The 26384-nt window shown below is 60.9% G+C and carries 27 protein-coding genes, 1 tRNA gene and 2 pseudogenes; 7 read left to right on the top strand and 23 right to left on the bottom strand.

Annotation, left to right across the window (positions count from 1 at the left end):
- Positions 1-27 precede the first annotated feature (27 nt).
- From K6G35_RS08735 to K6G35_RS08765, 7 genes are all read right to left on the bottom strand, one after another.
- On the bottom strand, positions 28-1107 hold the full coding sequence (locus K6G35_RS08735) for a porin (RefSeq protein WP_474373885.1): 1080 nt from the start codon (positions 1105-1107) through the stop codon (positions 28-30).
- Positions 1108-1256: 149 nt separating this feature from the next.
- The gene (locus K6G35_RS08740) at positions 1257-1607 is read right to left on the bottom strand and encodes a cupin domain-containing protein (RefSeq protein ID WP_008651613.1); all 351 of its coding nucleotides are present in this window, start codon (positions 1605-1607) and stop codon (positions 1257-1259) included.
- Positions 1604-2581, bottom strand: a complete 978-nt coding sequence (locus K6G35_RS08745) for a quinone oxidoreductase family protein (RefSeq protein ID WP_035882655.1) — start codon at positions 2579-2581, stop codon at positions 1604-1606. The genes K6G35_RS08740 and K6G35_RS08745 overlap by 4 nt, the downstream gene beginning before the upstream one ends.
- A gap of 26 nt (positions 2582-2607) precedes the next feature.
- A complete protein-coding gene (locus K6G35_RS08750) occupies positions 2608-3492 on the bottom strand; it encodes a beta-keto acid cleavage family enzyme (RefSeq protein WP_035882654.1) in 885 nt (294 codons plus the stop codon).
- A 28-nt stretch (positions 3493-3520) separates the two neighbouring features.
- Positions 3521-4270, bottom strand: a complete 750-nt coding sequence (locus K6G35_RS08755; RefSeq protein ID WP_040011300.1) for an SDR family NAD(P)-dependent oxidoreductase — start codon at positions 4268-4270, stop codon at positions 3521-3523.
- Positions 4271-4337: 67 nt separating this feature from the next.
- Positions 4338-5276 (bottom strand): intradiol ring-cleavage dioxygenase, encoded by a 939-nt coding sequence (locus K6G35_RS08760; RefSeq protein ID WP_495675570.1) that lies wholly within the window; start codon positions 5274-5276, stop codon positions 4338-4340.
- Between the two features lie 220 nt (positions 5277-5496).
- The gene (locus K6G35_RS08765) at positions 5497-6063 is read right to left on the bottom strand and encodes an antibiotic biosynthesis monooxygenase (RefSeq protein WP_495675571.1); all 567 of its coding nucleotides are present in this window, start codon (positions 6061-6063) and stop codon (positions 5497-5499) included.
- A 279-nt stretch (positions 6064-6342) separates the two neighbouring features.
- On the opposite strand from K6G35_RS08765, the gene K6G35_RS08770 reads away from it, so the two are divergent.
- Positions 6343-7041, top strand: a complete 699-nt coding sequence (locus K6G35_RS08770) for a hydrolase (RefSeq protein ID WP_008651604.1) — start codon at positions 6343-6345, stop codon at positions 7039-7041.
- A gap of 206 nt (positions 7042-7247) precedes the next feature.
- Here the strand turns inward: K6G35_RS08770 and K6G35_RS08775 are convergent.
- Positions 7248-7706, bottom strand: a pseudogene (locus K6G35_RS08775) (response regulator transcription factor); the annotation flags it as partial.
- On the opposite strand from K6G35_RS08775, the pseudogene K6G35_RS08780 reads away from it, so the two are divergent.
- Both K6G35_RS08780 and K6G35_RS08785 read left to right on the top strand, forming a co-directional pair.
- A pseudogene (locus K6G35_RS08780) lies at positions 7644-8321 on the top strand (hydrolase). The pseudogenes K6G35_RS08775 and K6G35_RS08780 overlap by 63 nt on opposite strands.
- 145 nt (positions 8322-8466) lie before the next feature.
- The gene (locus K6G35_RS08785; RefSeq protein ID WP_286880497.1) at positions 8467-9120 is read left to right on the top strand and encodes a DsbA family oxidoreductase; all 654 of its coding nucleotides are present in this window, start codon (positions 8467-8469) and stop codon (positions 9118-9120) included.
- 55 nt (positions 9121-9175) lie between these two features.
- On the opposite strand, the gene K6G35_RS08790 is transcribed toward K6G35_RS08785, so the two are convergent.
- The 8 genes from K6G35_RS08790 to K6G35_RS08825 all read right to left on the bottom strand — a co-directional run bounded on the left by K6G35_RS08790 (position 9176) and on the right by K6G35_RS08825 (position 16567).
- Complete coding sequence (locus K6G35_RS08790; protein ID WP_286880494.1) at positions 9176-9775, bottom strand: TMEM175 family protein; 600 nt, start codon at positions 9773-9775, stop codon at positions 9176-9178.
- 8 nt (positions 9776-9783) lie between these two features.
- On the bottom strand, positions 9784-10497 hold the full coding sequence (locus K6G35_RS08795; RefSeq protein WP_008651591.1) for a YoaK family protein: 714 nt from the start codon (positions 10495-10497) through the stop codon (positions 9784-9786).
- Between the two features lie 47 nt (positions 10498-10544).
- Positions 10545-11171, bottom strand: coding sequence for a hydrolase (locus tag K6G35_RS08800; protein ID WP_495675572.1), 627 nt, complete (start codon positions 11169-11171; stop codon positions 10545-10547).
- Positions 11172-11445: 274 nt separating this feature from the next.
- On the bottom strand, positions 11446-11748 hold the full coding sequence (locus K6G35_RS08805; RefSeq protein WP_495675573.1) for a UBP-type zinc finger domain-containing protein: 303 nt from the start codon (positions 11746-11748) through the stop codon (positions 11446-11448).
- Entirely contained in the window at positions 11745-13397 is a 1653-nt protein-coding gene (locus tag K6G35_RS08810; RefSeq protein WP_495675574.1) for an FAD-dependent oxidoreductase, read from the bottom strand. Before K6G35_RS08810 ends, K6G35_RS08805 begins: the two co-directional genes overlap by 4 nt.
- Before the next feature lie 93 nt (positions 13398-13490).
- Positions 13491-13874, bottom strand: coding sequence for an OsmC family protein (locus tag K6G35_RS08815; protein WP_024570474.1), 384 nt, complete (start codon positions 13872-13874; stop codon positions 13491-13493).
- Between the two features lie 436 nt (positions 13875-14310).
- Positions 14311-14856, bottom strand: coding sequence for a hypothetical protein (locus tag K6G35_RS08820; protein ID WP_495675575.1), 546 nt, complete (start codon positions 14854-14856; stop codon positions 14311-14313).
- A gap of 133 nt (positions 14857-14989) precedes the next feature.
- Positions 14990-16567: an aryl-sulfate sulfotransferase gene (locus K6G35_RS08825; RefSeq protein ID WP_495675576.1), complete on the bottom strand. Its 1578-nt coding sequence runs from the start codon at positions 16565-16567 to the stop codon at positions 14990-14992.
- Between the two features lie 719 nt (positions 16568-17286).
- On the opposite strand from K6G35_RS08825, the gene K6G35_RS08830 reads away from it, so the two are divergent.
- The 3 genes from K6G35_RS08830 to K6G35_RS08840 all read left to right on the top strand — a co-directional run bounded on the left by K6G35_RS08830 (position 17287) and on the right by K6G35_RS08840 (position 19157).
- Positions 17287-17583 (top strand): hypothetical protein, encoded by a 297-nt coding sequence (locus K6G35_RS08830; RefSeq protein WP_495675577.1) that lies wholly within the window; start codon positions 17287-17289, stop codon positions 17581-17583.
- 487 nt (positions 17584-18070) lie between these two features.
- Positions 18071-18196, top strand: a complete 126-nt coding sequence (locus K6G35_RS08835) for a hypothetical protein (protein WP_495675578.1) — start codon at positions 18071-18073, stop codon at positions 18194-18196.
- A gap of 673 nt (positions 18197-18869) precedes the next feature.
- Positions 18870-19157: an SOS response-associated peptidase family protein gene (locus K6G35_RS08840; protein ID WP_495676339.1), complete on the top strand. Its 288-nt coding sequence runs from the start codon at positions 18870-18872 to the stop codon at positions 19155-19157.
- On the opposite strand, the gene K6G35_RS08845 is transcribed toward K6G35_RS08840, so the two are convergent.
- The gene (locus K6G35_RS08845) at positions 19139-19810 is read right to left on the bottom strand and encodes an MBOAT family O-acyltransferase (protein WP_495675579.1); all 672 of its coding nucleotides are present in this window, start codon (positions 19808-19810) and stop codon (positions 19139-19141) included. The genes K6G35_RS08840 and K6G35_RS08845 overlap by 19 nt on opposite strands.
- A 1262-nt stretch (positions 19811-21072) precedes the next feature.
- Between K6G35_RS08845 and K6G35_RS08850 the strand changes: the two genes are divergently transcribed.
- Positions 21073-21243, top strand: coding sequence for a hypothetical protein (locus K6G35_RS08850; RefSeq protein ID WP_495675580.1), 171 nt, complete (start codon positions 21073-21075; stop codon positions 21241-21243).
- Between the two features lie 148 nt (positions 21244-21391).
- On the opposite strand, the gene K6G35_RS08855 is transcribed toward K6G35_RS08850, so the two are convergent.
- The 6 genes from K6G35_RS08855 to K6G35_RS08880 form a co-directional block, all read right to left on the bottom strand.
- A complete protein-coding gene (locus K6G35_RS08855; RefSeq protein ID WP_495675581.1) occupies positions 21392-21601 on the bottom strand; it encodes a hypothetical protein in 210 nt (69 codons plus the stop codon).
- 191 nt (positions 21602-21792) lie between these two features.
- Positions 21793-21879, bottom strand: a tRNA-Leu gene (locus K6G35_RS08860).
- Between the two features lie 200 nt (positions 21880-22079).
- Positions 22080-23405: an MFS transporter gene (locus K6G35_RS08865; RefSeq protein WP_495675582.1), complete on the bottom strand. Its 1326-nt coding sequence runs from the start codon at positions 23403-23405 to the stop codon at positions 22080-22082.
- A gap of 109 nt (positions 23406-23514) precedes the next feature.
- Entirely contained in the window at positions 23515-24837 is a 1323-nt protein-coding gene (locus tag K6G35_RS08870; protein ID WP_035882598.1) for an amidase, read from the bottom strand.
- A complete protein-coding gene (locus tag K6G35_RS08875) occupies positions 24834-25511 on the bottom strand; it encodes a DUF2848 domain-containing protein (protein WP_495675583.1) in 678 nt (225 codons plus the stop codon). The genes K6G35_RS08870 and K6G35_RS08875 overlap by 4 nt, the downstream gene beginning before the upstream one ends.
- A gap of 35 nt (positions 25512-25546) precedes the next feature.
- On the bottom strand, positions 25547-26245 hold the full coding sequence (locus tag K6G35_RS08880) for a GntR family transcriptional regulator (RefSeq protein WP_152415085.1): 699 nt from the start codon (positions 26243-26245) through the stop codon (positions 25547-25549).
- Positions 26246-26384 lie beyond the last annotated feature (139 nt).

Raw genomic sequence — 26384 nt, forward strand, 5'->3', positions numbered from 1 at the left:
GCGGGTGCGGGTGCGGGTATTCGAACGTCAGAAGAAGTGGCGCATGCCGAGCGCCACCGTTTGCGGGTCGGCGCCGGCCTTGATGCCAAGCTGGTTGATTGCGAAGTCGTAGATCGCGTTCTTCTTGTTGTTGATGCGGCTGTAGTACGCGAACAGCGCCGTGCGCTTCGACAGCGGATAGTCGTAGCCAACCGTGAACTGGATAGCCCCGGTCTCGGCGCCGCTACGGAAGTAGCCAATCGTGCTGGTCGACGACCCTGTACCGTTCGCCGCATACGCAACGCCAGCGCGCACGCTGCCGGTACCCACCTGCTGCACCAGCGACGCGTAATAGGCGTTGCGCTGCAGGTCGCCCGTATCGGTGCGGTAATGCAGGTGCTCGTAGATCGCCGCAATGCGCGTCCCCTGGAACAACTGGTATGCGATGCCGAACTTCAGCGCATCGTCGTTGCGGCCCGCTGCCTGATAGTGCTGATGGATTTCGTAGGCGACGGTGGCGTTCAGCGGGCCCCGTTCGTAGACGGCAGCCATCGAGTACAGCGCCGGATTGCGCGGCACGGTGAGCTTTTCCTCTGGCAGCCCCCAGCCGAGCGAAACACTGACGCCGGCCAGTGACGGCGAACGGTACTGCACGATGTTCTTCTGACGCCGGTCGAACGAACTGGTGTCCTGCACGTTGTCGGAGCTCGAGGTCGATCCGTTGCCGATCAGCGCCATGTAGCCAGCGGTGGTCGGGTAGTACGGGTCGTAACCCATCGTTGCCTCGGTGTAGGGCGTGGTCCAATGCCCCATGAAAAACAGGCCATAGTCGCCCTGCAGACCGATGCGCGAATTGCGTCCCGCGATCTGTCCCTGCCCGGTATCGATCGACAGGTTGCTTTCGATCTGCCACACCGCTTTCAGCGATCCGCCCAGATCTTCCTCACCGCGGAAGCCGAACACCGAACGGTTGTTGGTCTGGCGCACCACGCTGCCAAGCGACGTGCCATTCGTCGAGGTACTGGCGCTCGAATACTCGATGGCTGTGTTGAGCCGGCCATAGATCGTCACGTTGGTTTCCGCGCTGGCGTCGGCTACAAGGCCGGTCGCCATGACGACCAGTGGCATGACGTGGCGTCGGCGCAGGTGCAGTATCGGGGGCATCTTTTTGTCTCCAGGTTTTTTTTATGTTCTTCTGATGCCCGCCTCGGGCCGCATAACACGCAAACGTTTGCATTCCGGGGCGGACGAGGGCGTCAAGGGTCAACTGCTTATGGTTATGGATTGACAGCTTTCGGATAAGGCATGGCCAGCAGCAGCATCGCCGGGCGATTGCCAGGGTTGGACACCTGACGCCCTTCTCCCGGCGCCAGCCGCACCGAGTCGAACTGGCCCAGCGTGACGCTCTCCCCGGGCGTCCGGATGCATACCTCGCCTTCCAGCACCACGTAGTGCTTTTCCACGGGGGAGGCATCCATGGACGTGTGGCCGCCCGGGAGGATCACGGATACACCCATCCACAACGCCTCGGACGGCCCAGCTTCGTGCCCCTGCAAGCGCAGGCAATGCATGCCTTCGTGATTGGCCGGGAAGTAGGCCGGCGCCTGTGCGAACCGGGTGGTGTTCATGGCTTGAGCACCACGCGCTCGCTGGCGCCCTGCAGTACCGCGCGATACGCCTCGCGGGCATCCGCAAGTGCATACGTGTAGTCGTCGAGTACCGGGAATGGCTTCAGCGCGCCGGAGGCGAACATCGGGGCGAGCGCATCCAGGATGCTCGCGCATGCCTGGCTGTCCAGTGCGAGCGTATCGACGCCGACATACGTGTGTTGGCCGCGATAGAACGCGAAGATGTCGAACGGCACCGGCTTCTCGATCGTCGAGATGAAGATCTGCGTGGCGCCAATCGCCATGGCCAGATTCGCTTGCTCGAAGTACGGGCTGCCCACGGTGTTGTAGACGATGTCCGCACCATGGCCGCCGGTCTCGGTCCGGACCACCTCGGCAATGCTTTCGCGACTGGCATCGATCATGCGTACCGGTCCGCTTGCGTGGCCGCGATACGGTTCGGCGCCACGCTCGACGGCGAAGACACGCGCGCCGAGCGCCGTGGCGATCTGGATCGTGGCCTGCCCCACCTTGCCGTTTCCACCGCCGACCAGCACCACGCCGCCTGCCTTCGGCATGCCCGCGCGCCGCAATCCCTCGTAGGCGGTGATGAACGGCACGCCCACCGCACCCGCTTCCAGCAGCGACAGCGTTGCCGGCTTGGCGCGCACCGATTGCGCGTTGACGCGCAGGTACTTGCCATGGGTGCCGTCGCGGCGGATGCCAAGCTCGCCGCCGCTGCCCCATACCTGCTGGCCGATAAGCGCGGCCGGTCCATCTATGACGACGCCTGCGTAGTCGCGCCCAGGTGTGCGCGGCCAGACCGCGTGGGGCATCAGACCGAGCGTCGCCTTCACGTCGCTCGGGTTCACCCCGGCGCTGGCCACTTCGATCACGCATTCGCCGTCGGCAGCCTCGGGGCGTGGCACGCCCAACAGGGTGAGATCGAGTTCGTCGATGTTCGCGGCTTTTCGTTTGACCTGAATAGTGTTCATGATGATTGACATGCAGTAGAGAGAAATCAGACTTCGCGCAGTCCGAGCGTGCGGCGCGCATCGGCGGATGAAGCGATGTCGCCACCGAGCGACTTCACGATGTCGCGCGCCTTGGCGACCAACGCGGCGTTGCTCGGCGCCAGCACGCCTTTTTCGAGATAGATGTTGTCTTCCAGGCCGACTCGGACGTGGCCACCCGCCAGCCAGGCCTGCGCGACGATCGGGAACTCCGCGCGGCCGATGCCGAACGCCGACCAGTGCGCGCCCGGTGGCAGCATGTTGCGGGCGTAGAAGATCGTTTCCGGCGTGGGTGCGAAGCCATACTTCACGCCCAGCACGAAGGTCCACAGCCCCGGGCCTTCAAGCACGCCATCACGCATGAAGTCGAGCGCCATGTTCAGATCGCCAGAATCGAAGATCTCCAGTTCCGGCATCACGCCCGCGGCGCGAATCACCTCGGCCATCTTGCGGACGTTGCCCGGCGTGTTGATCACCACGTCAGCGCCCGAGTTCATCGTGTTGAGGTCGAGTGAGCACACGTCGGGACGCAATGCGGCGATGTGCTCGACGCGCTTGAGCGGATGCAGCAGCGTGGTGCCCGCCGCGGCCACGCGCGGCTCGTCCTCGTCGGGCACGAAGCGCCCGCCGGGGCCCGTAGTCAGGTTGATGATCAGCGCACGGTTGCGCGCGCGGATGCGGTCGATCACGTCGGCGTAGTAATCGAGACGCATCGACGGCTTGCCCGTTTCCGGATCGCGTACATGGATGTGCGCGACGGCGGCGCCAGCCTCGGCCGCTTCGAGCGCGGCGTTGGCGATCTGTTCCGGTGTGATGGGCAGACCGGGATGCTGGTCTGGCTTGACGATATTGCCGGTCACCGCGCAGGTGATGATGGTCTTGCGTGCGTGCATGGATACGTTGAACTGAGAAGAAAAGGAATCAGCCGAGCTGGCGCCCGCCATCGACGACGATGGTGGTGCCCGTGGCAAAGCGAAGCGATGTGGCGCACGCGACGATGGCGTCGGCCACGTCCTGCGCCTGGCCGATCCGCCGCAGCGGTGTGGTCTTGGCCGCGCGTTCATTGAAGCTGCTATCGCGGCCCGGTACGAAGCCGGTATCCACTACGCCGGGCGAAACATTGAGCACGCGGATTGCAGGAGCGAGTGCACGGCCCAGCGACATTGCCATGACGTCGAGGCCCGCCTTGACCGCGCAGTACGCAACGTTGCTGCCTTGCCCGGTACGCCCCGCGATCGAGCCGACGTTGACGATCAGGCCGTCACCGTTCGCGCGCAGCAGTGGTGCGAACGCGCGAATCGCGGCGAACTGGCCGCGCCAGTTGACGGCAAACATTTCGTCGATCAACGTATCGTCGAGCGCATCGAGATCGGCATGCGGAATCGCACGTGTGAAGCCCGACGTGTTGACGAGGATGTCGACACGTCCGTAGTGATGCTGGACGTCGTCCGCAAGCAGCCGCAGCGTGGCGCTGTCGCCGACTTCGGCATGAGCAGCCAGATGATTGCCGGCCGGCAGCGTGGCGACGGCGCTCGCGGTGCGATCGGCATCGCGGCCGGTCAGCACCACGCTGGCGCCGATCTCTGCCAGCGCATGGCCTGTGGCAAGGCCAATGCCGCCGGTGCCGCCGATGATCACGGCGACTTTGCCGGATAGGGAATGAATAGGCATGTTCGGTTGGGTGAATGGAGAGTCGTGATGAACGTCGCGACGGTGGAGCGACGGGTTCGTCGGCCCATCAATCGATCGGCGGACGCGGGAACGTCTGAACGCCGGGTTCCAGCGTGAAATCAAATGCCAACGTGTAGAACGGCGCGGGTATGTCCCCCCACGGGCTGCGTCCCGCTTCCACCTGCTGAAAGCGGCCAACGAGCTGGCGATGCACGCCGAACGTGACATCGGTTTCGAGGATGTCCGAGTCGTCGGCAAACACCTGCGTCACCAGCGTGCGATAGCCCGGCGCGGCGACGATGAAATGGATATGCGCCGGGCGATACGGATGGCGAAACTGCGCGGCCAGCAGTTCGCCGACCGGGCCGTTGGTGGGCACCGGATAGCCGGCCGGACGCACGGTGCGGAAGTGATAGCCGCCTTCGGCATCGGTCTGGAACAGTCCGCGCAGATTGCGGTCCGGCTGGTTCGGGTCCTGATTGTCGTAGAGGCCAACCGGCGACGCCTGCCAGACTTCGACGGTCGCGCCACGCAATGGCGTGCCGTCGGTCGAGCGCACGGTGCCGCTGACGAACAGTGGCAGACCCGGTGCGTCGTCCTGCACCACGCAATCGCCGCACTGGTAACGCGGCGCATTGGCGCGATAGAACGGCCCCAGCAGCGCGCCCGGGGTACGGCCACCCGCCGTGCTGTTGTTCATGGTGGTCACCAGTGTCGACAGGCCCAGCACGTCGGCGGCGAGCACCACCTCATTGTTGGTGGCGTGCGTGGCGTGGCCGAGCGCGGCGATGAACTCGAGCCCTAACTCGAACTCCTCGTCGCTCGGACGCACTTCGCGCAGGAATTCGTGCAGATGCCGCACCAGCGCCGCCATCACGGTGCGCAGGCGCGAATTCTCCGTTCCCTCCATTGCACGCCTGACAACGTCGGTCACCGACCATTCGTCGTCGATCAGGGCCAGGTCTTCAATGGATTGCGGCGTCGATCGAGATTGCATCGTCTCCATGGCTTCTTCCTTCTTCTCACGTTTTTGCAAACGTTTGCATTATGGACATCGAATCGGGAAGATCAAGCAGAATTTTTCTCCCGCAGGAACGCGGAACGTCACAGCGCCCCGGAAAACCCAATCAAATCAACGGATACGGTGCGTGTCAGGCAAAACCCGTAGTTGACCGATGGGGGACACCCTCCACTGAGCCGGAGCCACGCCTAAACCGACAGCGCCCTCACTTGAACAGCCAGCGCGCCACAAGCCGGGTATAGCGTGGCATCACCACGTAGACCATCAGGAACACGATTGCTGCCGAAACGACGGCCTTGTCGGCAAACGAGTCGCGGGCGAAGCCGAGACGGGTGAGCATTGGCACCACCCCCAGCGGAACAACGATGCTGAGCGGCAAGATCGCGCTCCACGTGACAAGCCACTGCTTCCACGCGGTCGGCACTTTGACCGGTGCGTGCTTCGGCGTGAACCAGAAATCGAGACCCGTTCGGATCTCGTATCGATCGCCCTGCCGCAGCGACGACTGCATCCGCGCAATATGCTGCCGGCGTTCATCGGATTCCATCCAGGCATTCAGGCTTTTGAAGTCAGCGAAACGGACGATCGTCGCGTATTCACGGCTCTTGCCAACCGGGCGGATCACGTCGGTACTCAGGTAGCCGGGAAACCTGGAGCATGCGACACGGATGTCGGCGAGCCACGTCTCATACTGCCCGGCGGCGCCGGGCTCGACCTCGTGAACAATGATGCTGGTCACGATGTCCTGAGGGTTGAGGGTTGTCGTGTTCATCTCGCTCCCAATGGATGGAACTCAGTCGCTTGTGAAATGCGAAAGCGCGTCAGGGCTTCACGACCACGCATGGCATGGGCTCGATCTCGCCCCCATGATTTCACCGCCCAATTCCGAATATCAAAAAATTTGAATAACACTGACAATCCTGACCGGATGTTTGTGCGCTCGCCATCGCTATAGTTCTGCACATGGACAGCGCAACAACGCAACGAAGCGAAAGCGGCGCTGCCAGATCAAGAACTCAAATTCCTTGAGTAAAACTTAGTGGAGAGCACCATGTCGAACGCCAAACTGGAAGTCCTGACCCCGCGCAACAGCCAGCTGATCATCATTGACCACCAGCCGCAAATGGCCTTCGGCGTCCAGTCGATGGACCGCCAGACCATGAAGAACAACGTTGTGGGCCTGGCCAAGGCTGCGAAGGTCTTCGACGTGCCGACCACCATCACCACCGTAGAAAGCGAGTCGTTCTCGGGCTACACCTACCCGGAACTGCTCGACGTATTCCCCGGCAAGCAAACCCTGGAACGCTCCTCGATGAACTCCTGGGACGACCAGAAAGTACGCGACGCGCTGGCCGCCAACGGCCGCAAGAAAGTAATCGTGGCCGGCCTGTGGACCGAGGTCTGCAACACCACCTTCGCGCTCTCCGCCATGCTTGAAGGCGACTACGAAATCTACATGGTGGCCGACGCCTCGGGCGGCACCACCAAGGAAGCGCATGACTACGCCATGCAGCGCATGATCCAGGCCGGCGTGGTACCGGTGACGTGGCAACAGGTTCTGCTGGAATGGCAGCGCGACTGGAAGAACCGCGAAACGTACGACGCGGTGATGGCCGTGGCCAAGGAACACTCAGGCGCCTACGGCATGGGCATCGACTACGCCTACACGATGGTTCACAAGGCCGCGCAACGCACGGCGACCCCGCACGCATCGATCGCGCCCGTGCACGCACCGGTGATCGAGCGCTGATGCCTGCCCGCAGCCAGTCATCCCACGGAGCACACAAGATGAAATCAGATCGAAGCGTGGTCAACGGCGCCCTCCTGCTGGGATGCTGGCTGGCGGTCAGTACGTCAAGCGTGGCGGCCGCAACGCTGGTCGCCCGGACACTGATTGCCTGAGCATGTCAGTCGCGCGGGGGAACCCTCTCCCGCGCGCAACGTCCTGACAATCGGTCAGTGATTGGCCTTGCAGATGCCAAGCTGCTGCGCCAGCAATACCAGATCGGCAAACGTGCGCGCCCGCATCTTGCGCATCGCCTGCCCGCGGTGAATCTTGACGGTAACCTCGCTGATGCCGATCTCGCCCGCAATCTGCTTGTTCAGCAGTCCTGTCACGGCCAGTCCCATGACTTCGGATTCGCGTGGCGTGAGTGTGGCGTAGTTCGCCCGAATCTCATCAACCTTGCCAACCGCCTGGCGGCGCAAACGGTCTTTCTCCAGCGCGGCGGATACGGCGTCCAGCAAATCCTGGTCGCGAAACGGCTTGGCCATGAAGTCTTCGGCACCGGCCTTCATGGCCGCGACGCTCATGGCGATGTCTCCGTACCCAGTCATGAAGATGATCGGAATATGAATGCCCATCTGCCCCAGCCTGGCCTGCAGATCCAGTCCCCTCTGGCCACGCAGCCGCAGATGGCGTTCGGCATTCAGTCCATCGATCGTCAGACGCTGAAGAACAATGTGGTCGGCCTTGCCAAGGCCGCCAAGATCTTCAATATCCCGACCACCATCAGCACCGTGGAAAGCGAGTCGTTCTCGGGCTACACGTTTCCAGAACTCCTTGACGTGTTCCCGAACGCGAAAACACTCGAGCGATCGTCGATGAACTCCTGGGACGACCAGAAGGTGCGCGATGCGCTGAAGGCGGCCGGCCGCAAGAAGATCGTGGCCGCAGGACTGTGGACCGAGGTGTGCATTACCACCTTCGCCCTGTGCGCCATGCAGGACGCCGGCTATGAGTTCTACGTGGTTGCGGATGCCTGTGGTGGCAATACCCGGGAAGCCCATGACTACGCGATGCAACGCATGATCTAGGCCGGCGTGGTGCCGGTGACATGGCAGCAGGTACTGCTCGAATGGCAGCGCGACTGGGCGCATCGCGACACCTACGATGCCGTGATGCAGCTCGTGAAGGAGCACTCCGGCGCCTACGGCATGGGCGTGGACTACGCCTACACGATGGTCCATAAAGCCGCGCAACGGACCGCCACGCCGCACGAATCGCTCGCACCCGTACCGGCACGCTGAAGGTGGACTGACACACGGCTGCCCTGTCGGCGGCCGTGCCTTGCATCGAACGCAACGCTGGGTTGCGCGGCGTCCCTATTCAGGAATCCGGACGCGTGCCTTACCTTTGTGTCATCGCCATTTCGTTTCAGGACTGGAGCGCTCCATGACACCGATAGACATCGTCATCACTTATGACTTCATTTGCCCCTGGTGCTGGATCGGGCATCAATCGCTGAAGGCCGGCATCGAGCAGGCTGGCATGGCTGGCCGATTCCGCTCGCAATACCAGCCTTACGAGCTCAACCCGGACATGCCGAAACCCAGCTCGGATCGCAAGGCATATCGCAGCCGCAAGTTTGGCAGCTGGGAGCGGTCCCAGGTGCTGGATGCGGAGGTTGCGGCGGCTGGGAAACGCGTGGGTCTTGCATTCAACTACGACCGGATACTGGTCACGCCGAATACACGCCTGGCACACCGCCTTATGCGCTACGTACAGGACCACGACGCCGCACGCGCGGATGACTTGTTCAGCGCAGTGATGGAAGCCTATTTCACACGCGGACAGGACATTGGTTCTCTGGACGTACTGGTAGACATCGCGGTTTCGATCGGCGTTGACGCAGCCAACGTGCGCGAGTATCTGGACGGCTCGACCGGAGAAGCCAGCGTCGTGACCCAGGAACTACAGGCCCAGTTGGATGGCATCCGTTCGGTGCCCACATACCGGGTCGGCAGCCAGCGCATCACCGGTGGTCAACCGCCCCAGCATTTCGCCCGCGCCCTGCAGGCTGCTGCCGGCGAAGTGGAGAACATGTAGCCCCGGGGGGCGAGGCTGGCCTGCGGTTGACACAGACGGCGCGCTTCCCGGCCGCCTATGAATCCCTGCCGCCCTGCCCCTGAAGATAGCTCTCGATCCGCGAATCGGGCAGAAACCAGAATGCAGCCATCGCAATCAGAATGAGTGTTGCCACGATACTGCTGAAGAAACTCACCACGATCGCCAATGCGTAGACGACGAGCGACACCCTGCCCTTCCGATCCTTGCCAATGGCACCTGCGAGCATGGAGCCCTGTCTCTCCGATGCCATGATGACGCGCTGCAGAATCCAATAGGATACGGCGCACATGAACAGCACAAAGGCGTACAGCGCAGTTGGAATCTCCGAGAATTCTGACTTGCCAGTCCAGGTGGTGGTGATGGGAATCATCGTCAGCCAGAACAACAGATTGAGGTTCGCCCACATGACCTTCCCGTTGATGCCACGCACCATCTGGAACAGGTGATGGTGATTGTTCCAGTAGATGCCGACATAGATAAAGCTGAGCACGTATCCAAAGAAGTGAGGCGCCTCTGCTCGTACGCCAGTCCAGTTGAACTCCGCAGGAAGCTGAATCTGATAGAGCATCAGCGTCAAGCTCACGGAAATCACCCCATCGCTGAATGATTCCAGCCGACTTTTGTTGATGGTCATGGCCGTGCTCAAATGAACTGCTTGCGGAACGCAAGACTGGCCAGATACAGGATCGCCAGCGTGAAAGGCAGCACACTCCAGAAGCCGATACGCATGTAAAGCACCGCGCCAAGGAACGCGCCCGCGACAAACCCGACGACGATGCTTCCGCTTTTCAGCACGGCAACCCCATGTTCGCGGCTGAACGTGCGCACGAAGTTGGATAGATCGATGCCAAACTGCGTGGTGTTCCCCGTCATCATCGTGCTGGGGCTGATGTGCTTGATCAACGTCTTGCTCGCCGTGTTGCGGATTGCCAGAGCCATCAGACCCAGGCCACCCGTCAGCGCCAGCTCACCCGCGCCGGGATCAAGGAGTGGATCGAAGTACAGTCCCACCAGCATGAAGGCGGACAGGAACACCGCCTCCGCCACGAACAGCCAGCCCAAGGTCTTGTGGGACTGGCTGCAGCGGTCGATCCACATCTTGGCCAGCATGACCGTGACGATGAATAGCGGAATGGCGCCCAGCTTCACCCACAGTCCCGTGCCCCCTTTCACGAGGGCCGCGCCTGCCAGCACCAGGTTGCCAGTCACATGGGCGGTGAAGAAACCGAGCAAGGCGATGAAGCCGATGGTGTCGATGGCGCCACCCACGATGGTGAGCAGCACTGCCGTGCGGCATTGCGCCCACAGGCTGGCTGCCGGGTTGTCGTGGGATTGCGAATCGCTGATGGCCGTCATATCCGTTACGTCCTCCGAAGAGCATTGAGCGCCTGCGTCACGGACGCTCACGTCGGTTTGATCATGTCACGCGCATACGCCAGACCCGTGCCGTACCCACCACCATGCTCCACCACAATCGCGCGAGCCTTCTCATAGGTTTCGTGGCGGGTCCAATCCCGCTGGAATTCGAGCAGGAGTTGAAGCCAGGAGGTCATGACTGCGCCAGCGGCTGCCATCCGTCGCAACGCGAGGTCATGGCTTGTCGGGCTCAGTCCACCACAGGCATCGGCCACGACGTAGACCTGATACCCCTCTGATAACGCGGAAAGAACCGGGAAGCTCACGCAGGCCTCTGTCAGCAAGCCCGCAATGATCAGCGTACGCTTTCCGGTCGCCGTGATCGCATTGCGCACCGCATCGTCTTCCCACAGATTCATGTTGCGCCGTTCGATCGGGGTGACGTCCTTCAGCACTTCCCGGAACGCTGGCATCAATGGGCCGCTGTACACCTTCGAGGCCGAGGTGGAAACCACAACCGGCAAGTCGAAGGCGACCGCCGTCTTGGCAACCGCAAGCCCGTTGCTGCGCAGAATCTGCGGGTCTTGAGACCCAGCAGCAAACGCTAGGCCCGCCTGCTCATCAACGAGGATCAGGGCGCAATCGGCAGGGTCGAGCAACGGTAGTTTGGACATGTGGATTCTCCTGTGTGTCTGGGACTGCAATCTCGTTGCAATCCTGGGGGCTGCGCAGCAAGTCTATTCAACTAAATTCAGCAATCGAACTGGCGTCGCGTGGTCGCACTGTTTGGCGGTGTTTTTGGCTAGTTTCTGCGCGATGAAGGGAACTATAGCGGCGGACTCTGTACTTGAATCCTCGGATTCGCGCACAAATCAATCAAATTTTTTGAACTCAAGATTTCATCCAGCGACGCCGCCGCCAAGGGCGACGCGACTGCACACCCGACCATCAGACGAACCGTGGAATCGGTCCTCTCTGCGGTGTCTGGTCCGGAAGCGTGACTTCCTCCCGATCGACGTAGCACCACCCCCACCCCTCAGGAGGGTCGTATCCCTCGATGATTGGATGTCCGGTTTTCTCGTAATGCGCACGGGCGTGCCTGAGGGGAGAGTTGTCGCAGCAGCCAACGTGACCGCACGACCGGCACAGCCGAAGATGCACCCACGTGCCGCCCACATTCAGACACTCTTCGCAACCCCGGGCACTTGGTACAACGTCACGGATCGTATCCGTATGGTCGCAAGTTTTCACGCTGCCTCCTTGGCCTGCTTGCTGAGGTAATCGTGGATTTGTGAAATGGCGGCAGCCCCATCGCCGACTGCGGCAGCCACTCGCTTGGTCGAGCCCGCTCGGACGTCACCGATGGCAAAGACTCCGGGCATACTGGTCTCGAGCGAAGACGTCGATCCACCAGTCAAGATGAAGCCCTTGTCGTCCATCGCTAATGAACCGTTGAGCCAGCAGGTATGCGGTGTCGCGCCGATGAACAGGAAGAGATGGCAGATTTCGTATTGCCTCAACGCCGCGCTGGCGCGATCGCGCACTGTGGCGCTGGCAAGCGTCTCGCCATGGGGTGCGAGCCCGATCAGATCCGTGCCGACATGAATGTCGACGTTGGACAGCGCGGAGATGCGATCGATGAGGTAGCGGGACATCGTCTCCGACAGGTCTCGCCGCACGAATACGTGAAGCCGCTTCACGTGCGGAGCAAGAAACACGATCGCCTGGCCCGCCGAATTGCCGCCGCCGACAAGGGCGATTTCCTTGCCGGCGCACAAGCGGGCTTCGATCGGGGATGCCCAATAGGAGACCCCGGCGCCTTCGAAATGCCTGAGGCCGGTGATGTCTGGTTGCCGGTAGGCAGCACCTGAAGCGATCACGACAGTGCGCGCTGCCACTGTCGAGTCATCGGAGAGCCCCAGCGTCAGCCGATCCCCATCGCGATCCAGCCGCCCCACACTCACGGGGATGGCCACCTCGGCCCCGAACTTCAGGGCCTGCGTGAATGCGCGACCTGCGAGCGCCTGCCCCGAGATGCCGGACGGAAAGCCAAGATAGTTTTCGATTCGCGCCGACGCTCCGGCCTGCCCGCCCATGGTGCGCTCGTCAAGAACGATCACCGAGAGGCCCTCCGAAGCGCCATAGACCGCAGCAGCCAACCCGGCCGGCCCCGCACCCACGATGGCAACGTCGTAGATTTTCCGCTGCTCGATCTTGGGGAGAATGCCGAGGCAGGCCGCCAGTTCACGCTCGTCCGGCCGCTTCAATACTGCGCCACCGGGGCAGACCACCAGCGGCATGTCGGTAGGAAGAAGCGCCATCCGCTCGACGAAGCTACGCCCATCGCCATCGATCCGAGGATCCATGATGTGATTGGGGTAGCCGCCACGGGTCAGGAATCCCTGCAGGCGCAGAAGGTGCGAATCATCTGACGCACCAATCAAAATCGTACCCGAGCCACCATGCTCGATCAGGCTGACGCGCCGCAGGATCAATGCGCGCATGACGATTTCGCCAACCTCCGCCGATCCGATCATCAGCGCGCGCAAGTGCGGTGGATCGAATGGCAGCAGCGTGGCGCCGTCCGGACCCGCCTGCGCCAGCGCAAGCGACGCACGGCCATCGATCTGACTGACCTCTCCAGTAAACTGCCCCGCGCGATGGGTAGTGATGGGCGCGCTCTCGTCCAGACCATTGCGGCGCAGAACATCAATGGAACCATCCAGCACGAGCCAAACCGGTACGTTCCTGTCCCCCGTGGCAAAGACAGTTTCACCCGATGCGAACACGCGCGGCGGACCGCTTGCGAATCGGCTAGCCGCCTCAACCTGAATCGGCGTCAGAACGGGAAACATCTGATGTCTGCGCGACCCGACTCCGCCTGTATTCTGCTGGATCATATGAGCGCTCTCCTCTTCCGCCCAGCGTCCGGCGGGTTCGTTGCCAGCCAGTGTGGGAATGCTTGAAAGCGGCCGACCTGAAACGCGCCGGCATTAAGCCAGGCGCGTGTCGATCGGCAACCCGGACCGCAGCGTCTTCGTGACGGGCGTACGCTCGGCAATTTCCGCCATGCGCAGTCTCTGGCTCTCTTCCAAGCCCTTCATGACAAGCGTCCGCTCGATACGGAGCGCGTCCGATCCGACAAGCCGCATGGAGACCTCCAGCGACTCCAAATGCCAGCCCTTGCGCTCGGCATACATCCTGAGCGTGATGGCAGTACACGCTCCCAAGCTTGCCAGCAATAGGTCATAGGGTGCCGGGCCAACCCCCTGCCCGCCGAGCGCACGGGGCTCATCGGCCGTGATGGCGTGGCCCGATACCATGATGCTCGTGCGATAGCGCGACGTCGATCCAATCTGTGCGGTGCCAAATGTCATGGTTCCTGTCTCCACTTCACCATGGGGATGCGGGATGAACTAACTTTGGCTGAGTATTCGTGCAAACCGGCCGATAGATCAATCAACCTTTCGTATTGCTAGACTGGCGCTGCCGCAGTTGGCGCTACTTAATCATTGGGGCGATGGAGACAGCGCGCCGCAATGCAGCAAATGTCCATGCACGTCATGACGGGGGAACTGCAGAAGGCCGAGCAAGCCCGATCCAGGAAATTGGCGGGGTTGAACTGTTACGGATGCGCGCACTGGATCGTTCCGCCCACGACCGCACGGAGATGGCGCCGCGTCCGTTCGAATCTGGTCGCCCACTGGATGAATGACACCATCAGGCCGGGATAGCTTCCACGCAACACTCAAGCGCGTGAGTAAGCAGGCTCTCCGGTCGGCCGTACTGATCAAGGATGATACGCACAGCCGCCTATTTCCATTCGAGTCCAGACGAATCGAACTCAAACTGCTGCCTGCCAGACTGAAAAAACTGAACTTCGACGATGACCTTCTTTGAAGATTTCAGGGCCTTGAGGAATTTGGCACTAGCTTCGATGAAGATGACATCGCTGCGTCCAGATTCAGTGCCCACGCCAGCATAGGTTTGGACTTGTCCCTCGTCGAACTTTGCCGAGACCTTGCAGCCACTGTAGCCACACGGAATCTGTCCTTTGTCGACCCGGAGTATGACCTCGTCTTTGGCACCAGACTTCTTGCGGATCATGATGTTCAACCGGGTGCCTGGCTTGTAGGGAAAATCTAATGGCACGAGGTTGTCACTTGTCAGAGCGGCATACTTGACCTTGGTGCCACGCATCTTGTCTTCATTCTCCGAGTACTCCCACTTTGCGAAGACCGACACGCTAAAGCAGGCCAGACCTACCAGCGCGACAAGTTTCTGCATGGTTCCCACGTCGGTCTCCCAGTTATTAGCATGTGAGGGATTCTGCCCAACTTTAGACGTTGCCACATTCATGCGGTCGTACCCTCCTTCCGCGGGACAGTTGCACCCTCACTGTCTAGCTACTACGAGCCAGTTAATTTTGTATTTGTTCGACCGCTGTTGGCGATACTGAAGGTTGCCTTCGGGTCGTAAGGCACCAGCTCATTTACTGGAATGCCATGGCCTCAAAAGGAATCGGTTGCGAATTCCAGGCTGTGTTGCATACCGAAGTGTTGTATTGGAAATCAAACGCCACATTCTGGTTGCTATCCAATCCGACAAGACGGGCATGGGTTTCGTCGTCGGCGGTTGCGAAGTCGGCCAGTATGGAACCGCCCGCAGGAGATTTGTAGGCGCTGGAGCAAATTGGCGCAAGAATGCTCTGTCCATAGTCGAAATGCAGGGCCTCCGTGGCGCTTTGGCTTGTCGCATTGATTGCGTATCCGGACACCGCACTGTAAGTCCGGCTTGCACCCGTTGGAGCGCCTGCCGGCTGGTTTCCAGAATTCAAACCATCATTGAACAGCAGCAACAAGCCGTCGGATGTAAGGGAGACCGCGTGCTGGCCGATCGGTACCAGCCCGCCGCCCGTCAGCGTCAGGCTCTTTGCCGCCAGCGATGGGAAAGTGTGCCAGTACTTGGTCGGATCCCCCAGAATCCAGATCAGATTGCCGGTGCTGTAGTCGATCTTCATGACGAAATTTTCTCGACTCGAGACAATCACGGAGTCATCACTCGGATCGTACGTCGCGGCGTTCATATGAAACCAGTCAACTCCCGGCCGCACGAATTTGGTCGGGTCATCGCCCTGGCTTAGCATGTAGCGCGTCAGCGTATCGCCCATTTCCCAGCTCTTGAGTATGGCGCCCGACGTCGGGTCGAACTCAACAAGGGTTGTTTCGACCAGCGAGACGCCGTTGATGTCGGCATCCAACTCACCGAGGATGCCCTGCTTACCCGGATCGATGTTGTGATGAAAATACGTTAGTCCTGAACCCCCAAGCTGAAAGTTCTGAGTGATGGTTCCATCCAGTTCGAGGCGTTGCACAGCAACCGACCCCGTATTCCCAATGATGAAGCCATTGTTCTGAAACAGTGAACTGGACGAATTGGTTGGCCCATTGGCCACCCATCGCACTTCGCCATCGGTATCGACGACGACGGGGCTGCCCAATGCCGATTTCATATAAAAAAAATTGAAATCAAGTGCGTCGCCAGCAGAACGGGAAACTTTGATGGTGGGTCGATCATAGATGCCGTTTGGATCCGAATAGGGGGCCGTGTCAATTTCTGCCTGAACTGATTGTCGTGACCCATCCTGGGACTGCCAGTCAATCTCGACGAGATTGTGATAATTCGCATACAAACCGAAAATGGGCACGGTTACCTTTCCGCTTGCAACGTAGCCGCGTCGCTGAAGATAGCTGCCTGAATATGTGACATCGACCGGGGCGGAAACGCTTCCAGGACGCGAACCGATGCGATAGTGAAGCGTGGCAAGCGTCCCACTCGTCTGCAATGCGACAAATGCGATGAATGGTGAAGCAGCCTGGGTCACCGACAAGATCGTCGAGCTGCTGGCGTCGCCGTTACCACTGTCTCCGCAGCCGGCGACAGCAGCAACAAACATAGCGAACCACATGAACCGCGCCGTACTGAACAGTTTCTGCGTAGTCAGTTGCATCATGCCATTTTTTTGATAGTCACAAGGCTGGGCGATTGTTCGCGCGACTGGCGCAGTCATGGCTCAGCACTTCAAAATGCGCCCCGAGCCAGGCAACACACGGGATAGTCGCGATAACTTGAACGACATCGATGGACCAAAAAGGTCCATGCGGTATGACTAGCAGAGTAGGCCCCCAATGCGAATACCAAGGTGAGTCAATTCTTACACTTCGTTAAATCTGTTAGTTCTAGTATCCGATCTGGGTTTTTGAAGGCCGTGGCACGCATATGTGTGCATAAGAATGCATAATTTCCGCGATTTCAGGTTTGCATCAGCGCCAATGCAATATGACGACAATCGCTAACTGTCGTTTGTCACTGCTTCAACAGGTATCAATTCAAGTTGGTAGTTTGCGCATGAGAGCGGACGTTCAACTGTGATCTCGCAATGACCGCAACGAGTTTCGGATTCAACTGGCCACCGCAGCAGCCTGATGGAATCGTTCAGCCGGTGTATCGAAGGCTAGTGTCTTGCGCGGACGATCGGCGCCTCTTGGCTCAACCCCAAAAGTAGCTCGGGCACCTCATCCGCAGATAGAATGCCTTCCGTCACCAACCCTCGGGTTTCGCTTATACCAAGCTCAAACTCTGCCTGCCTGCTCGTACCTCGCGTCGCCTTCAGGAGCGCAAGTCGCCAATGGCGCGGGTGCGAACCTTGACGAGTGCCGAGCAAAACGCAAAGATCTGGGCTCAAATTGGCACTTGCCCAGAATTCTTACAATCCTTCGGGGAGCGGGGATGCTGGATTTTCTTTGGGGCTTGATTGCCGGTGCCGTCGAGTGGATTGCAGATCTCTTGGTTTTGCGCTGGGTAAGGTCGGCAAATGGGAAGCAAAACCGGCCTTGGCAAGATGACGCCAAAGATCTGGCAGTGCTGGAATGGTGGTTGCTGCCGCTTTACGCTAGCGCGGCCACCGGTGCTTTTCTCCTGCTCTACCTTGCTTTGGGCTGGCCGATCTGGCTGAGCTTCACATTGCCCACCGCGGTAGTGGCATGGCGCCTGGTTCCCCGCTATCTCGAGTTGTTTCGGCGCTAAGTAGGCAGCAGCGGTTGAAGACGTGCGTGCACCATGAAGCGCGCTCAATCGGAGACACCCCAATGTGCGAGAACTGTGCTCTCGTCCAGCGGCAGGTGTTGCGCGATGTCTTCGGCGCCGAACCGCCCGCTGGCGAATGGAAGGCCGAGGCCTGACCTGACTACCCTGCCCCGATCATCCGCGCCACAGAAGATGGCTCGCGCGAAGCGGTGCTGGGCTCGTTCAGCATGGCGCCCAAGGCAAGGATCCCGCCCTGCGTGCGGTACTACCCCACGGCCAACGCGCAAGTGGAAACGATTGGGAAGCTCAACTCGTTCGCCAAATATTGGAACGACGGGCAGCCCTGCCTGATCCCCACCACGGGTTCTACGAACCGAACTGAGAGGCGGGCAAGACCGTACGATAGAGGATCGGCCTGCCGGACGGCGAGCCGTTTGCGATCACGGGATTGTGGCGCACGTGGCCAGATGGCGCGGTGTCGTTCACCATGCCACGCTTCTCGGCCACACCCCGCCTGCCCGCACCAGCCGCCGGCTGTGAGCCCTACCCCATCGACCCGAACTACGACCGCTACTACATCCTGGACACGGCCGGCCAGCCGGTGCGCGTCTAGGACTATGGCGAACTCGCACGCTGGGAGAGCTTCGAGGGAAAGGCCTGGCAGATCAAGGACAGGCTGCCGGACTATGCCTTGGACGTCTGGGCCTACTTTTCTGGATGGGCCAGCCTACGGGATGACAAGCCTCCCATGTTCTGTACCGCGATTCGCGGTTGCCTGAAAAGGACCTTCGAATCTCTAACTTGGGAAGAAGCGGAAGACAAGCATCGGCGGGTTGTGGAGAAAATCCGACGAACACTGCCACGGACGGCTTGATGTCCTATATTCCTCTGACTGACCGCAAGAGTCAGCCCCGTCCTACAAGGAACCGCCTTAAGTTCTCAAATCACAGTGCGAACCCATGGACTTCCTCACTTCTTTGAAGCTCTTTTATGAGCGCAGAGGGCTTGTTTTGTTACTGCTAGCCCTCGCCGCTATGCTTCTCTACGCCTACGCTGCCGACGAAATTGCATCAATGAAATACCATTGCGACGCGCTGAGGGAGCGGACACCGCCGCAGCAATGTCCCGATACGTTCTGGTCTCGCCCTGACTAACAGCTGCGCGCGGCCTGCCATTGGCAGTGGTGCTGAGCGAGCCACATTCGAGATTGTCGCCTGAACTACTATTCGGCGCACTGCGATGGAGACAGACCGACGTGTGTGAACAATGCCCCCGTCCAGCGCCAGATGTTGCGCGATGTCTCTGGCGTCGAACCGCCTGCCGGCGAATGGAAGGCCGAGGCCTGGCCTGACTACCCTGCCCCGATCATTCGCGCCGCGGAAGACGGCGCGCGAAGCTGTGCTGGGCTCGTTCAGCATGGTGCCCAAGGGAAAGTCCCGCCCGGCGTCCGGTACTACCCCACCGCCAATGCGCGGATGGAAACGATCGGGAAGCTCAGCTCGTTCGCCCAACACTGGAAAGCCGGGCAACTTTGCCTAATCCCAGCCACTGGCTTTTATGAGCCTAACTGGTAGACGGGCAAGGCCGTGCGGTGGAGGATTGGTCTACCAGAAGGCGAGCCGTTTGCAATCGCCGGACTGTGGCGGGCGTGGCCAGACGGTGCCATCACGTTCACCATGCCAACGGTCAACGCCCAGAGCCATAGCCTCATGCAACGCTTCCACAAGCCTGGAGATGAGACGCGCGGCGTCGTGATCCTGCCGCGCGAAGAGTGGGACGCCATTGAGGCAGACTGCGAGCCCGTCGGTACCGCAAAGATCTGATCAGCGACATTCCCGAGAACATTCGCAATCAGGACCTTTTTCCCAAGACCGAAAGAGAATCGCTCAACCCCAGAACAAAAACGATCAAGGGTATTTGTCCGCTCAGATATTTGCTTCGCAATATCATGATACCGAATGATCGGACCCGCGACCAACTGGGGAAACAAGGAAATATAGACCCCCATATCCAAGGGACTCTTTAGCGCCTCGGCCTCTTTCCGATAAATGTCAACAATATAAGATATTGCGTGGAAAGTAAAAAATGAGATCCCAACGGGAAGTGGAATTTGTTGACCTGCAAATTTGAAGCCAAAAACAGGCTCCAATATATGATTTACCGAAGAAACCAAAAAATAAGCGTACTTGTAGTGAGCAAGGACAACCAAGTTCACAACAACGGCCACCGACAATATCAACTTTGACGTACGGTCGCTCTTACTACCTCCTAGCGCTAGCCCGACGCCCCAATTGAAAAGGATGGAGCCAACCATTAGGAGGACATACACAGGCTCCCCCCAAGCATAGAAAATCAAACTAGCGACAAGCAGGAGCACATTCCGAAAGCCTTTCGCCAATACATAGTACAAGGCCAGGACAATCGGGAGAAAAACGAAAAGAAATAGTGGAGAGCTAAATACCAATGGAACCTCTTCTAATTGTTAGATGTGCCGGGTAGGTCCAGCCTCCTCAACCTGACCCCATCAACCGACAGAGCGGCCGTATTGTATCAAGTTAGAAATAAAGTAGATGCGCCTCATTGGACCCGATCAACAAAAGTGGACTGCTAGGCTAAGAACTGTCCACGCCGAACCGCAAATCTGACCTGCGCAGTGATTCCGACTATGTTCGGAGGAAGCCCACAGTGGTGGCCCGAGTGCAGCCGAACCGCCGGGAAACCGGCGACTGCCCTAGATAGTGCAGCCACGGCCGTGGCGTTGTTTGGAGCTGACTACTCTGGGCTTCCCTGCAAAATCTCCGGCGTCGAAGCCGAACCCCCATAGGTGCCGGCGAAGTCCTTCGGGCATCCACGGCGGGATGTCGAGGCCGTTCGTAGCGGCTTCAGCTCGGCCAGCGTGGCCGCGGGGAGTCGGTGGACATTCTGGAGCGGCTCAAGAATCCGATGACGCCTTACGGGATGCTGGTACGCGCTCTACGCATCGTGGCCGGCGCGACGTTATGGATATGGCGAACCAGCTTTGCGTCACTCCTGCATACCTGTCGGGCCGCGAGTTCGGTCGCAAGCCGGTTACGCATGAGGATGTCGTAGCCGCATCTGGCTATTTCCACAGACTCGGCATCATGGGGACGCTACCCGCGTTGGAATGCGCTCTCAGCGTCAGCGCCGCCCCGTCTACGGAGAATGGCGAGGCGAAGGGCGGGAGGGACGGTAGGTATTTGTCAGGTCAGTGTGAACTCGTCACGCGCCATATTCACAACCCTATGAATGCCGTCCTCGTAGCCCACTCCATTGCCGAAAACAGTCATGTCCCAATTCCTTCCGAACTCGTCTACTTCATGCTTCGTGGGTGGCGGCACACGAATTCTGGCATGGTCCTCGGCGACTTTGCGAATCGCGTGGATGCGCTCGCTAACGACTGCTGCAGGTCAGCGGCACTGACTTTCGTTTTCGCCATGAGTTATCTCCCATCGTTTCGAGAATCCCGGCATGACGACCGATCTGTTTTACCGGCAAGACAGCCGCAGCTACGTCGGCAGCGACATGTTGTGTTGGTGCCCCAATGGGGCGTGCTACACCACCGATCCGCACAAGGCGGCGGTCTACACGAAGGAAGAGGCTCAGGCCAAGCACGACTGCCGGTCGACTGACATCCCTTGACCAAAGGCCTACATCGACAGTAAGACCCGCCCCGCCGTTGACATGCAGTACGTCAAGCGTGCCGAGGCCCTGCAAAACGCCGGCATTATGCTCAAGAAGCCGGAGAGGATTGTGCGCAAGATCATCAACTGGACAGGCTGCGGCCGCTTCATGACCGATCTGCACCGGTACGAAGGCGACTGCCCGCATTGTGGTGCGCTTTGCTGCCAAGCGCGGATTCGATCGAGCGAATCTCGGTTTCCCGCCTGGCAGTCCAGGCCTGCGCCTCAGCCTTTGTGTCGAACATGCGGCTATCGCGCATTCCCTTGGGCTTGACCTGCGCGCGCCAGCCGGTTGCCGTCTTCGTTATGGATGCCATGCCGTGGGGCCGACGTGGGGCTAAAGCGGGGCCGAAGCGGTGACTATTTGTGAAACGGGATGGTGCGAAGCGTAATGTTGCAGGATGCCTGGAATCGGCGCTAGCCCTTGTCTGGACTAGGAATGCGGCGTATTTGTACGCCTATGCGAATGCATGTGGCGAGATGCGCAAAAGCGCAGAGAAAAGAACTTTGGTGCGAGGGAGGGGACTCGAACCCCTACACCATTGCTGGCGTCAGGACCTAAACCTGGTGCGTCTACCAATTTCGCCACCCTCGCGGTCCTTGGACGGTGGTCAACAAAGCAAAAAAGGCGGCTGGAACTGCCCGCCTTTTCTTGCTTGCGGCGACTAGGCGCCGGGACACCGTCCGTGCCGCCGGCGTAACTTCTGCCTGCGGCGCAATAAGGAAGCGGATTGTAACGCAAGGCGACAGGGGAATCCAGTCCCCTGCCCGCCCTGCGGGCATCCCGCGCTGTGGTCAGTGGCGGGCGCGGATGAAAGCGATCACCAGTACCGTCGCGCAGGCTTCCAGTGCGGCCACGAAGTACAGGCCGCCAGCCAGTTGGCCGGTACTGGTCTTGAACCAGCCAATCATGTACGGCGCCACAAAGCCGGCCAGGTTGCCGATCGAGTTGATCAGCGCGATGCCGCCTGCGGCCGCGGTGCCGGCAAGGAATGCCGACGGCAGCGACCAGAACACCGGGAAGGCGGCCAGGATGCCGATGGAGGCGATTGTCAGCGCGATCAGGGCCAGCACGGCGCTGTGAAGCAGGAAGCCGGTCAGCGTCAGGCCCACGGCTGCCACCAGTGTTGCCATCGCGCAGTGCATACGGCGCTCGCCGGTGCGGTCCGAGTGAATGCCGTTGAGGACCATGGCGATGGTGCCGGCCACAAACGGGATCGCGGAGACCAGGCCGATTTGCAAGTTGCCCTGTACGCCGAGCTCCTTGATGATCGACGGCGACCAGAATGCGATGGTGGCGTTGCCACTGACGACGCAGAAGTAAATCGCCGCGCAGATCCACACGCGTGCATTGGCGAAGGCGTCCTTGAGCGACGAGTGCTTGTTGGGGTCACGCGCCTCGGCTTCCACGTCGCGCGTGACGATGGTCTGCTCCTGCTGCGTCAGCCACTTCGCGTTGACCGGTTTTTCCGGCAGGTACATCAGCACCGCGATACCGGCCAGCACCGAAGGAATCCCTTCGATCACGAACAGCCATTGCCAGTTGGACAGGCCATCCACACCGTCCATTGCGCTCATGATGAAGCCGGCCAGCGGGCCGCCCACCACTCCGGCTATTGCGAACGACGTCATGAACAGGCCATTGATACGTGCGCGACGCGCGGCCGGGAACCAGTACGTCAGGTACAGCACCACGCCCGGGAAGAAGCCCGCCTCGAAGACGCCGAGCACGAAGCGCAGCGTATAGAACTGCATCGGCGTCTTCACGAAGATCATCGCCATCGACGCCAGGCCCCAGAGGATCGTGATGCGCGCCAGCGTCTTGCGGGCGCCGATCTTCTCGAGCAGCAGGTTGCTCGGCACCTCGAACAGAAAGTAGCCGATGAAGAAAATCCCCGCGCCCAGCCCGTACACGGCCTCGCTGAACTGCAAGTCCTGCAGCATCTGCAGCTTGGCAAAGCCGACGTTGACGCGGTCGATCCAGGCCAGGATGAACAGGAAGACCAGGAAAGGGATCAGGCGCACGGTAATCTTGCGATACGCCTCGTTGCGTTGCTGAGCCAGTTCCGCGGCAGGCAGGCTCTCCGGGGCGCCAGGGGCGCCGCTCATCACGATGGACATCTGTGACTACTCCTTGGGTGTGGTGGGCGGGGCCGCGCTGCGTTGGCGCGGCCCTCTCGGTCTTGCGTTGTGCTAGCCGTGGGATCCGGCGGAAAGAACGATCAGCGCATCAATCGAAGGCGCGTTCGATGGCCGCGGCCACCTGCAACACGCGCGCGTCACTGCCATGCAGGCCGCACACGCCGAGGCCAATGCCTTCGCCGGCTGGCAGCGTCGCCGCGCAGCCGTCGAGGAAATTGATCACGCTTGCATTGCGAAGTACCAGGCCGTTGACCGCGAAGAAGTCTTCATCGCGTTCGAGGGCATCGAGACGCGGCGGGCGTACGGCCACGGTCGGCATCAGCCACGCATCGGCGTCGCGCAGCAAAACGGCGGCACGCTGCTGCATTGCGCATCGCGCGGCCAGCAGGTCGATGTAATCCGCCGCCGACTGCTTCTCGCCCCGGCGAATGCGCTGTGCCACTCGCTGGTCGTACTGGTCACCCTTGGCCGCCAGCAACGTGCGATGCCAGGCCCACGACTCAGCCGCGGTCAGGCCTCCACCGCCATTGATCTCCGGCAGGCGGCGCAGTTCGGGGAAGTCGAACGGTACGATCGTCGCGCCCTGGGCCGACAGCCTTGCCAGTGCGGCTTCAAACGCCTGCGCCACTTCCGGGTCGAGACCGTCGCAAACGAAATCGCGCGTCACGTAGAAGCGCAGTCCACGCAGGTCCGCCGCACGGGTATCCAGCGTCTCGCCGCTCAGCACCGCATCCATTGCCACGCAACAGGCAACCGAGCGCGCCAGCGGGCCGGCGGAGTCGAGCGACGTCGACAACGGCACTGCGCCGTCCAGCGGCACGCGACGCGCCGTCGGCTTGAAACCAGTCAAGCCGCAGAATGCCGACGGAATGCGGATCGAGCCGCCGGTATCGGTGCCGAGCGCAGCGACAGCCATGTCTTCGGCCACGCTCACCGCGCCACCCGATGTCGATCCACCGGCAACACGCTCGGGGTCGAACGGCGTGCGCGGCGTGCCGTAGTGCGGATTCAGCCCCAGGCCCGAGAACGCGAACTCGCTCATATTGGTACGGCCGATCAGCACCGCCCCAGCGGCACGCAGTCGCGCCACGGCGGGCGAGTCAGCCTGCGCCGGCGCACCGCCGTCGAGGGCCTTCGATCCGGCACGCGTGACCTGACCGCGAACGTCGAACAGGTCCTTGATCGAGATCGGCAGCCCGGCCAGCGGCGAGGCCACAAGGCCCGCGCTGCGCGCCTGATCGGCTGCACGTGCCTGGGCCAGCGCGCCTTCTGCATCGACCGTCATGAAGGCCGATCCGCCCGCCTGCCGATGCCGGGCGATATTAGCCAGCGCAGCCTCGGTCAGCGCCACGCTCGTGGTGCGGCCTGCAGCCAGCGCTGCGGCCAGTTGAGCTATGGTCGGCGCGCTCATTCGGCCACCGCCAGTGATTCCACGCGATATGCATGGCGCAGCGTGCGGTTGCGCACGGGGTCGTGCAGTTCCACTTCGAACGCTTCGCCATGGCCCAGATCGCCGATCACTGCCTGCGTGCCGCAGAACATTGCGGTGCCCACGGGCAATTGCGCTTCGCCGGTCAGGCGCTGGATCAGGTCGCGCGGGTCCAGCAGGCGCGTCACCTTGCCTTCCTGATACAGCGAGCGCTGACCATCGCGCACGCGCCAGCAACGCATTTCCAGCACGTCCCAGTGGTCGGCCACCTCGTCAAAACGCCAGACTTCGTGGCCCATCGGCTTGGCGCACATCTGCTTCGACACCGTCACGTCATAGGCCTCGACCTTGCGATCGGTGTGATCGGAACCGATGCCGATATAGAGTCCGTCTACGCCCTGCAGCAGCACGAACTCGGTTTCGCCCGAGGAATCGTCGCGCGGCACTTCGAGCACGTCGTCGGTGGTCAGCAGCGCGGCGGCCAGCGGATAGAACGTCGGCACGGTTGCGGGCGGCTTGACGCCGAGCGCCTTGAGTTCGTCGATATGGTGCTGGACGGCGTCCATGTCGCGGCCGGTCCAGCCAGCGATGATCAATCGTTCGATGTCGAGGGCGAGCGCGCCCCCGCCGGCTACCTGAAGATGCAGTGTCGGCATTGCGTACTACCTTGTTACGAGGGGAAAAGGGTCGGTCAGAGTGTCCGGATGATGTTCTTCCGGAATTCGTCGATATGTTCGCGGATGGCCTCGCGCACCGCCGGTATGTCGCGCCGCTCCAAGGCGTCGACGATCTCCAGATGCTCCTGGTAGACGTTCTCCAGGTGCTGCGGATCCGAAAGCGAGAGGAACCAGAAACGCGCCTGCTTCTCGTGCAGGCCGCGCAGCAGATCGGCCAGCACGCGGTTGCGCGAGGCGGCTGACATCGCCGTGTGGAACTTCAGGTCCAGCGCGGCCAGCGCGGGGATATCGCGCCTGGCGACCAGTTCGGGCGAGCGGTCGACGATGTCGCGCATCGCCTTGAAATCGCTGTCGTGACCGCGCTCGCATGCCAAGGTGGCGCACAGCACCTCATTGGTCGCGCGCACTTCGATCATGTCGAGCACTTCATTGAGCGACAGCGGCGTCACCAGCACGCCCTTGCGCGGCAGGATCGATACCAGCCCTTCCACTTCCAGGCGATGCAGCGCCTGATGCACGGGAGTACGACCGAGACCGAGCAACGCGGCCACCTGGGCCTCGTTCAGCGGCTCGCCGGGCCGGAACTCGCACGAGATGATGCGACGCTTGATCTCGGTGTATGCGTGTTCGCGCATGGCCGCCCCGCTCTGGGCGAGGGTCGGGATTGTGGGTTCGGCGTCGGCTGCGCCGACCAGTCGGATGGGATTCGCCACGGCAGATCGGAATCTGTTTGATGTTGCAGTGATACTAGTGTGATATTTCACTGAGCACAACCCGAGAAATTGTAGGGGTAAACACCAAGCAGCTTCGCAGATAGAACGGCTCGCGTATCATGAGCAATCGGCCTGAAAT

The sequence above is a fragment of the Cupriavidus sp. HY129 genome (genome assembly GCF_059492215.1).

Excerpts from the sequence above, each read along its gene's own strand:
- K6G35_RS08810 (WP_495675574.1), bottom strand. The coding sequence starts at position 13,397 with ATGATCCAGCAGAATACAGGCGGAGTCGGGTCGCGCAGACATCAGATG.
- K6G35_RS08785 (WP_286880497.1), top strand. The coding sequence starts at position 8,467 with ATGACACCGATAGACATCGTCATCACTTATGACTTCATTTGCCCCTGG.
- K6G35_RS08765 (WP_495675571.1), bottom strand. The coding sequence starts at position 6,063 with ATGAACACGACAACCCTCAACCCTCAGGACATCGTGACCAGCATCATT.
- K6G35_RS08820 (WP_495675575.1), bottom strand. The coding sequence starts at position 14,856 with ATGAATGTGGCAACGTCTAAAGTTGGGCAGAATCCCTCACATGCTAAT.
- K6G35_RS08755 (WP_040011300.1), bottom strand. The coding sequence starts at position 4,270 with ATGCCTATTCATTCCCTATCCGGCAAAGTCGCCGTGATCATCGGCGGC.
- K6G35_RS08830 (WP_495675577.1), top strand. The coding sequence starts at position 17,287 with ATGCTGGATTTTCTTTGGGGCTTGATTGCCGGTGCCGTCGAGTGGATT.
- K6G35_RS08735 (WP_474373885.1), bottom strand. The coding sequence starts at position 1,107 with ATGCCACTGGTCGTCATGGCGACCGGCCTTGTAGCCGACGCCAGCGCG.
- K6G35_RS08740 (WP_008651613.1), bottom strand. The coding sequence starts at position 1,607 with ATGAACACCACCCGGTTCGCACAGGCGCCGGCCTACTTCCCGGCCAAT.
- K6G35_RS08750 (WP_035882654.1), bottom strand. The coding sequence starts at position 3,492 with ATGCACGCACGCAAGACCATCATCACCTGCGCGGTGACCGGCAATATC.
- K6G35_RS08825 (WP_495675576.1), bottom strand. The coding sequence starts at position 16,567 with ATGACTGCGCCAGTCGCGCGAACAATCGCCCAGCCTTGTGACTATCAA.
- K6G35_RS08875 (WP_495675583.1), bottom strand. The coding sequence starts at position 25,511 with ATGCCGACACTGCATCTTCAGGTAGCCGGCGGGGGCGCGCTCGCCCTC.
- K6G35_RS08800 (WP_495675572.1), bottom strand. The coding sequence starts at position 11,171 with ATGTCCAAACTACCGTTGCTCGACCCTGCCGATTGCGCCCTGATCCTC.
- K6G35_RS08795 (WP_008651591.1), bottom strand. The coding sequence starts at position 10,497 with ATGACGGCCATCAGCGATTCGCAATCCCACGACAACCCGGCAGCCAGC.
- K6G35_RS08815 (WP_024570474.1), bottom strand. The coding sequence starts at position 13,874 with ATGACATTTGGCACCGCACAGATTGGATCGACGTCGCGCTATCGCACG.
- K6G35_RS08870 (WP_035882598.1), bottom strand. The coding sequence starts at position 24,837 with ATGAGCGCGCCGACCATAGCTCAACTGGCCGCAGCGCTGGCTGCAGGC.
- K6G35_RS08745 (WP_035882655.1), bottom strand. The coding sequence starts at position 2,581 with ATGAACACTATTCAGGTCAAACGAAAAGCCGCGAACATCGACGAACTC.
- K6G35_RS08865 (WP_495675582.1), bottom strand. The coding sequence starts at position 23,405 with ATGTCCATCGTGATGAGCGGCGCCCCTGGCGCCCCGGAGAGCCTGCCT.
- K6G35_RS08790 (WP_286880494.1), bottom strand. The coding sequence starts at position 9,775 with ATGACCATCAACAAAAGTCGGCTGGAATCATTCAGCGATGGGGTGATT.
- K6G35_RS08855 (WP_495675581.1), bottom strand. The coding sequence starts at position 21,601 with ATGGCATCCATAACGAAGACGGCAACCGGCTGGCGCGCGCAGGTCAAG.
- K6G35_RS08835 (WP_495675578.1), top strand. The coding sequence starts at position 18,071 with ATGCCACGCTTCTCGGCCACACCCCGCCTGCCCGCACCAGCCGCCGGC.
- K6G35_RS08850 (WP_495675580.1), top strand. The coding sequence starts at position 21,073 with ATGACGACCGATCTGTTTTACCGGCAAGACAGCCGCAGCTACGTCGGC.
- K6G35_RS08840 (WP_495676339.1), top strand. The coding sequence starts at position 18,870 with ATGTTGCGCGATGTCTCTGGCGTCGAACCGCCTGCCGGCGAATGGAAG.
- K6G35_RS08770 (WP_008651604.1), top strand. The coding sequence starts at position 6,343 with ATGTCGAACGCCAAACTGGAAGTCCTGACCCCGCGCAACAGCCAGCTG.
- K6G35_RS08760 (WP_495675570.1), bottom strand. The coding sequence starts at position 5,276 with ATGGAGACGATGCAATCTCGATCGACGCCGCAATCCATTGAAGACCTG.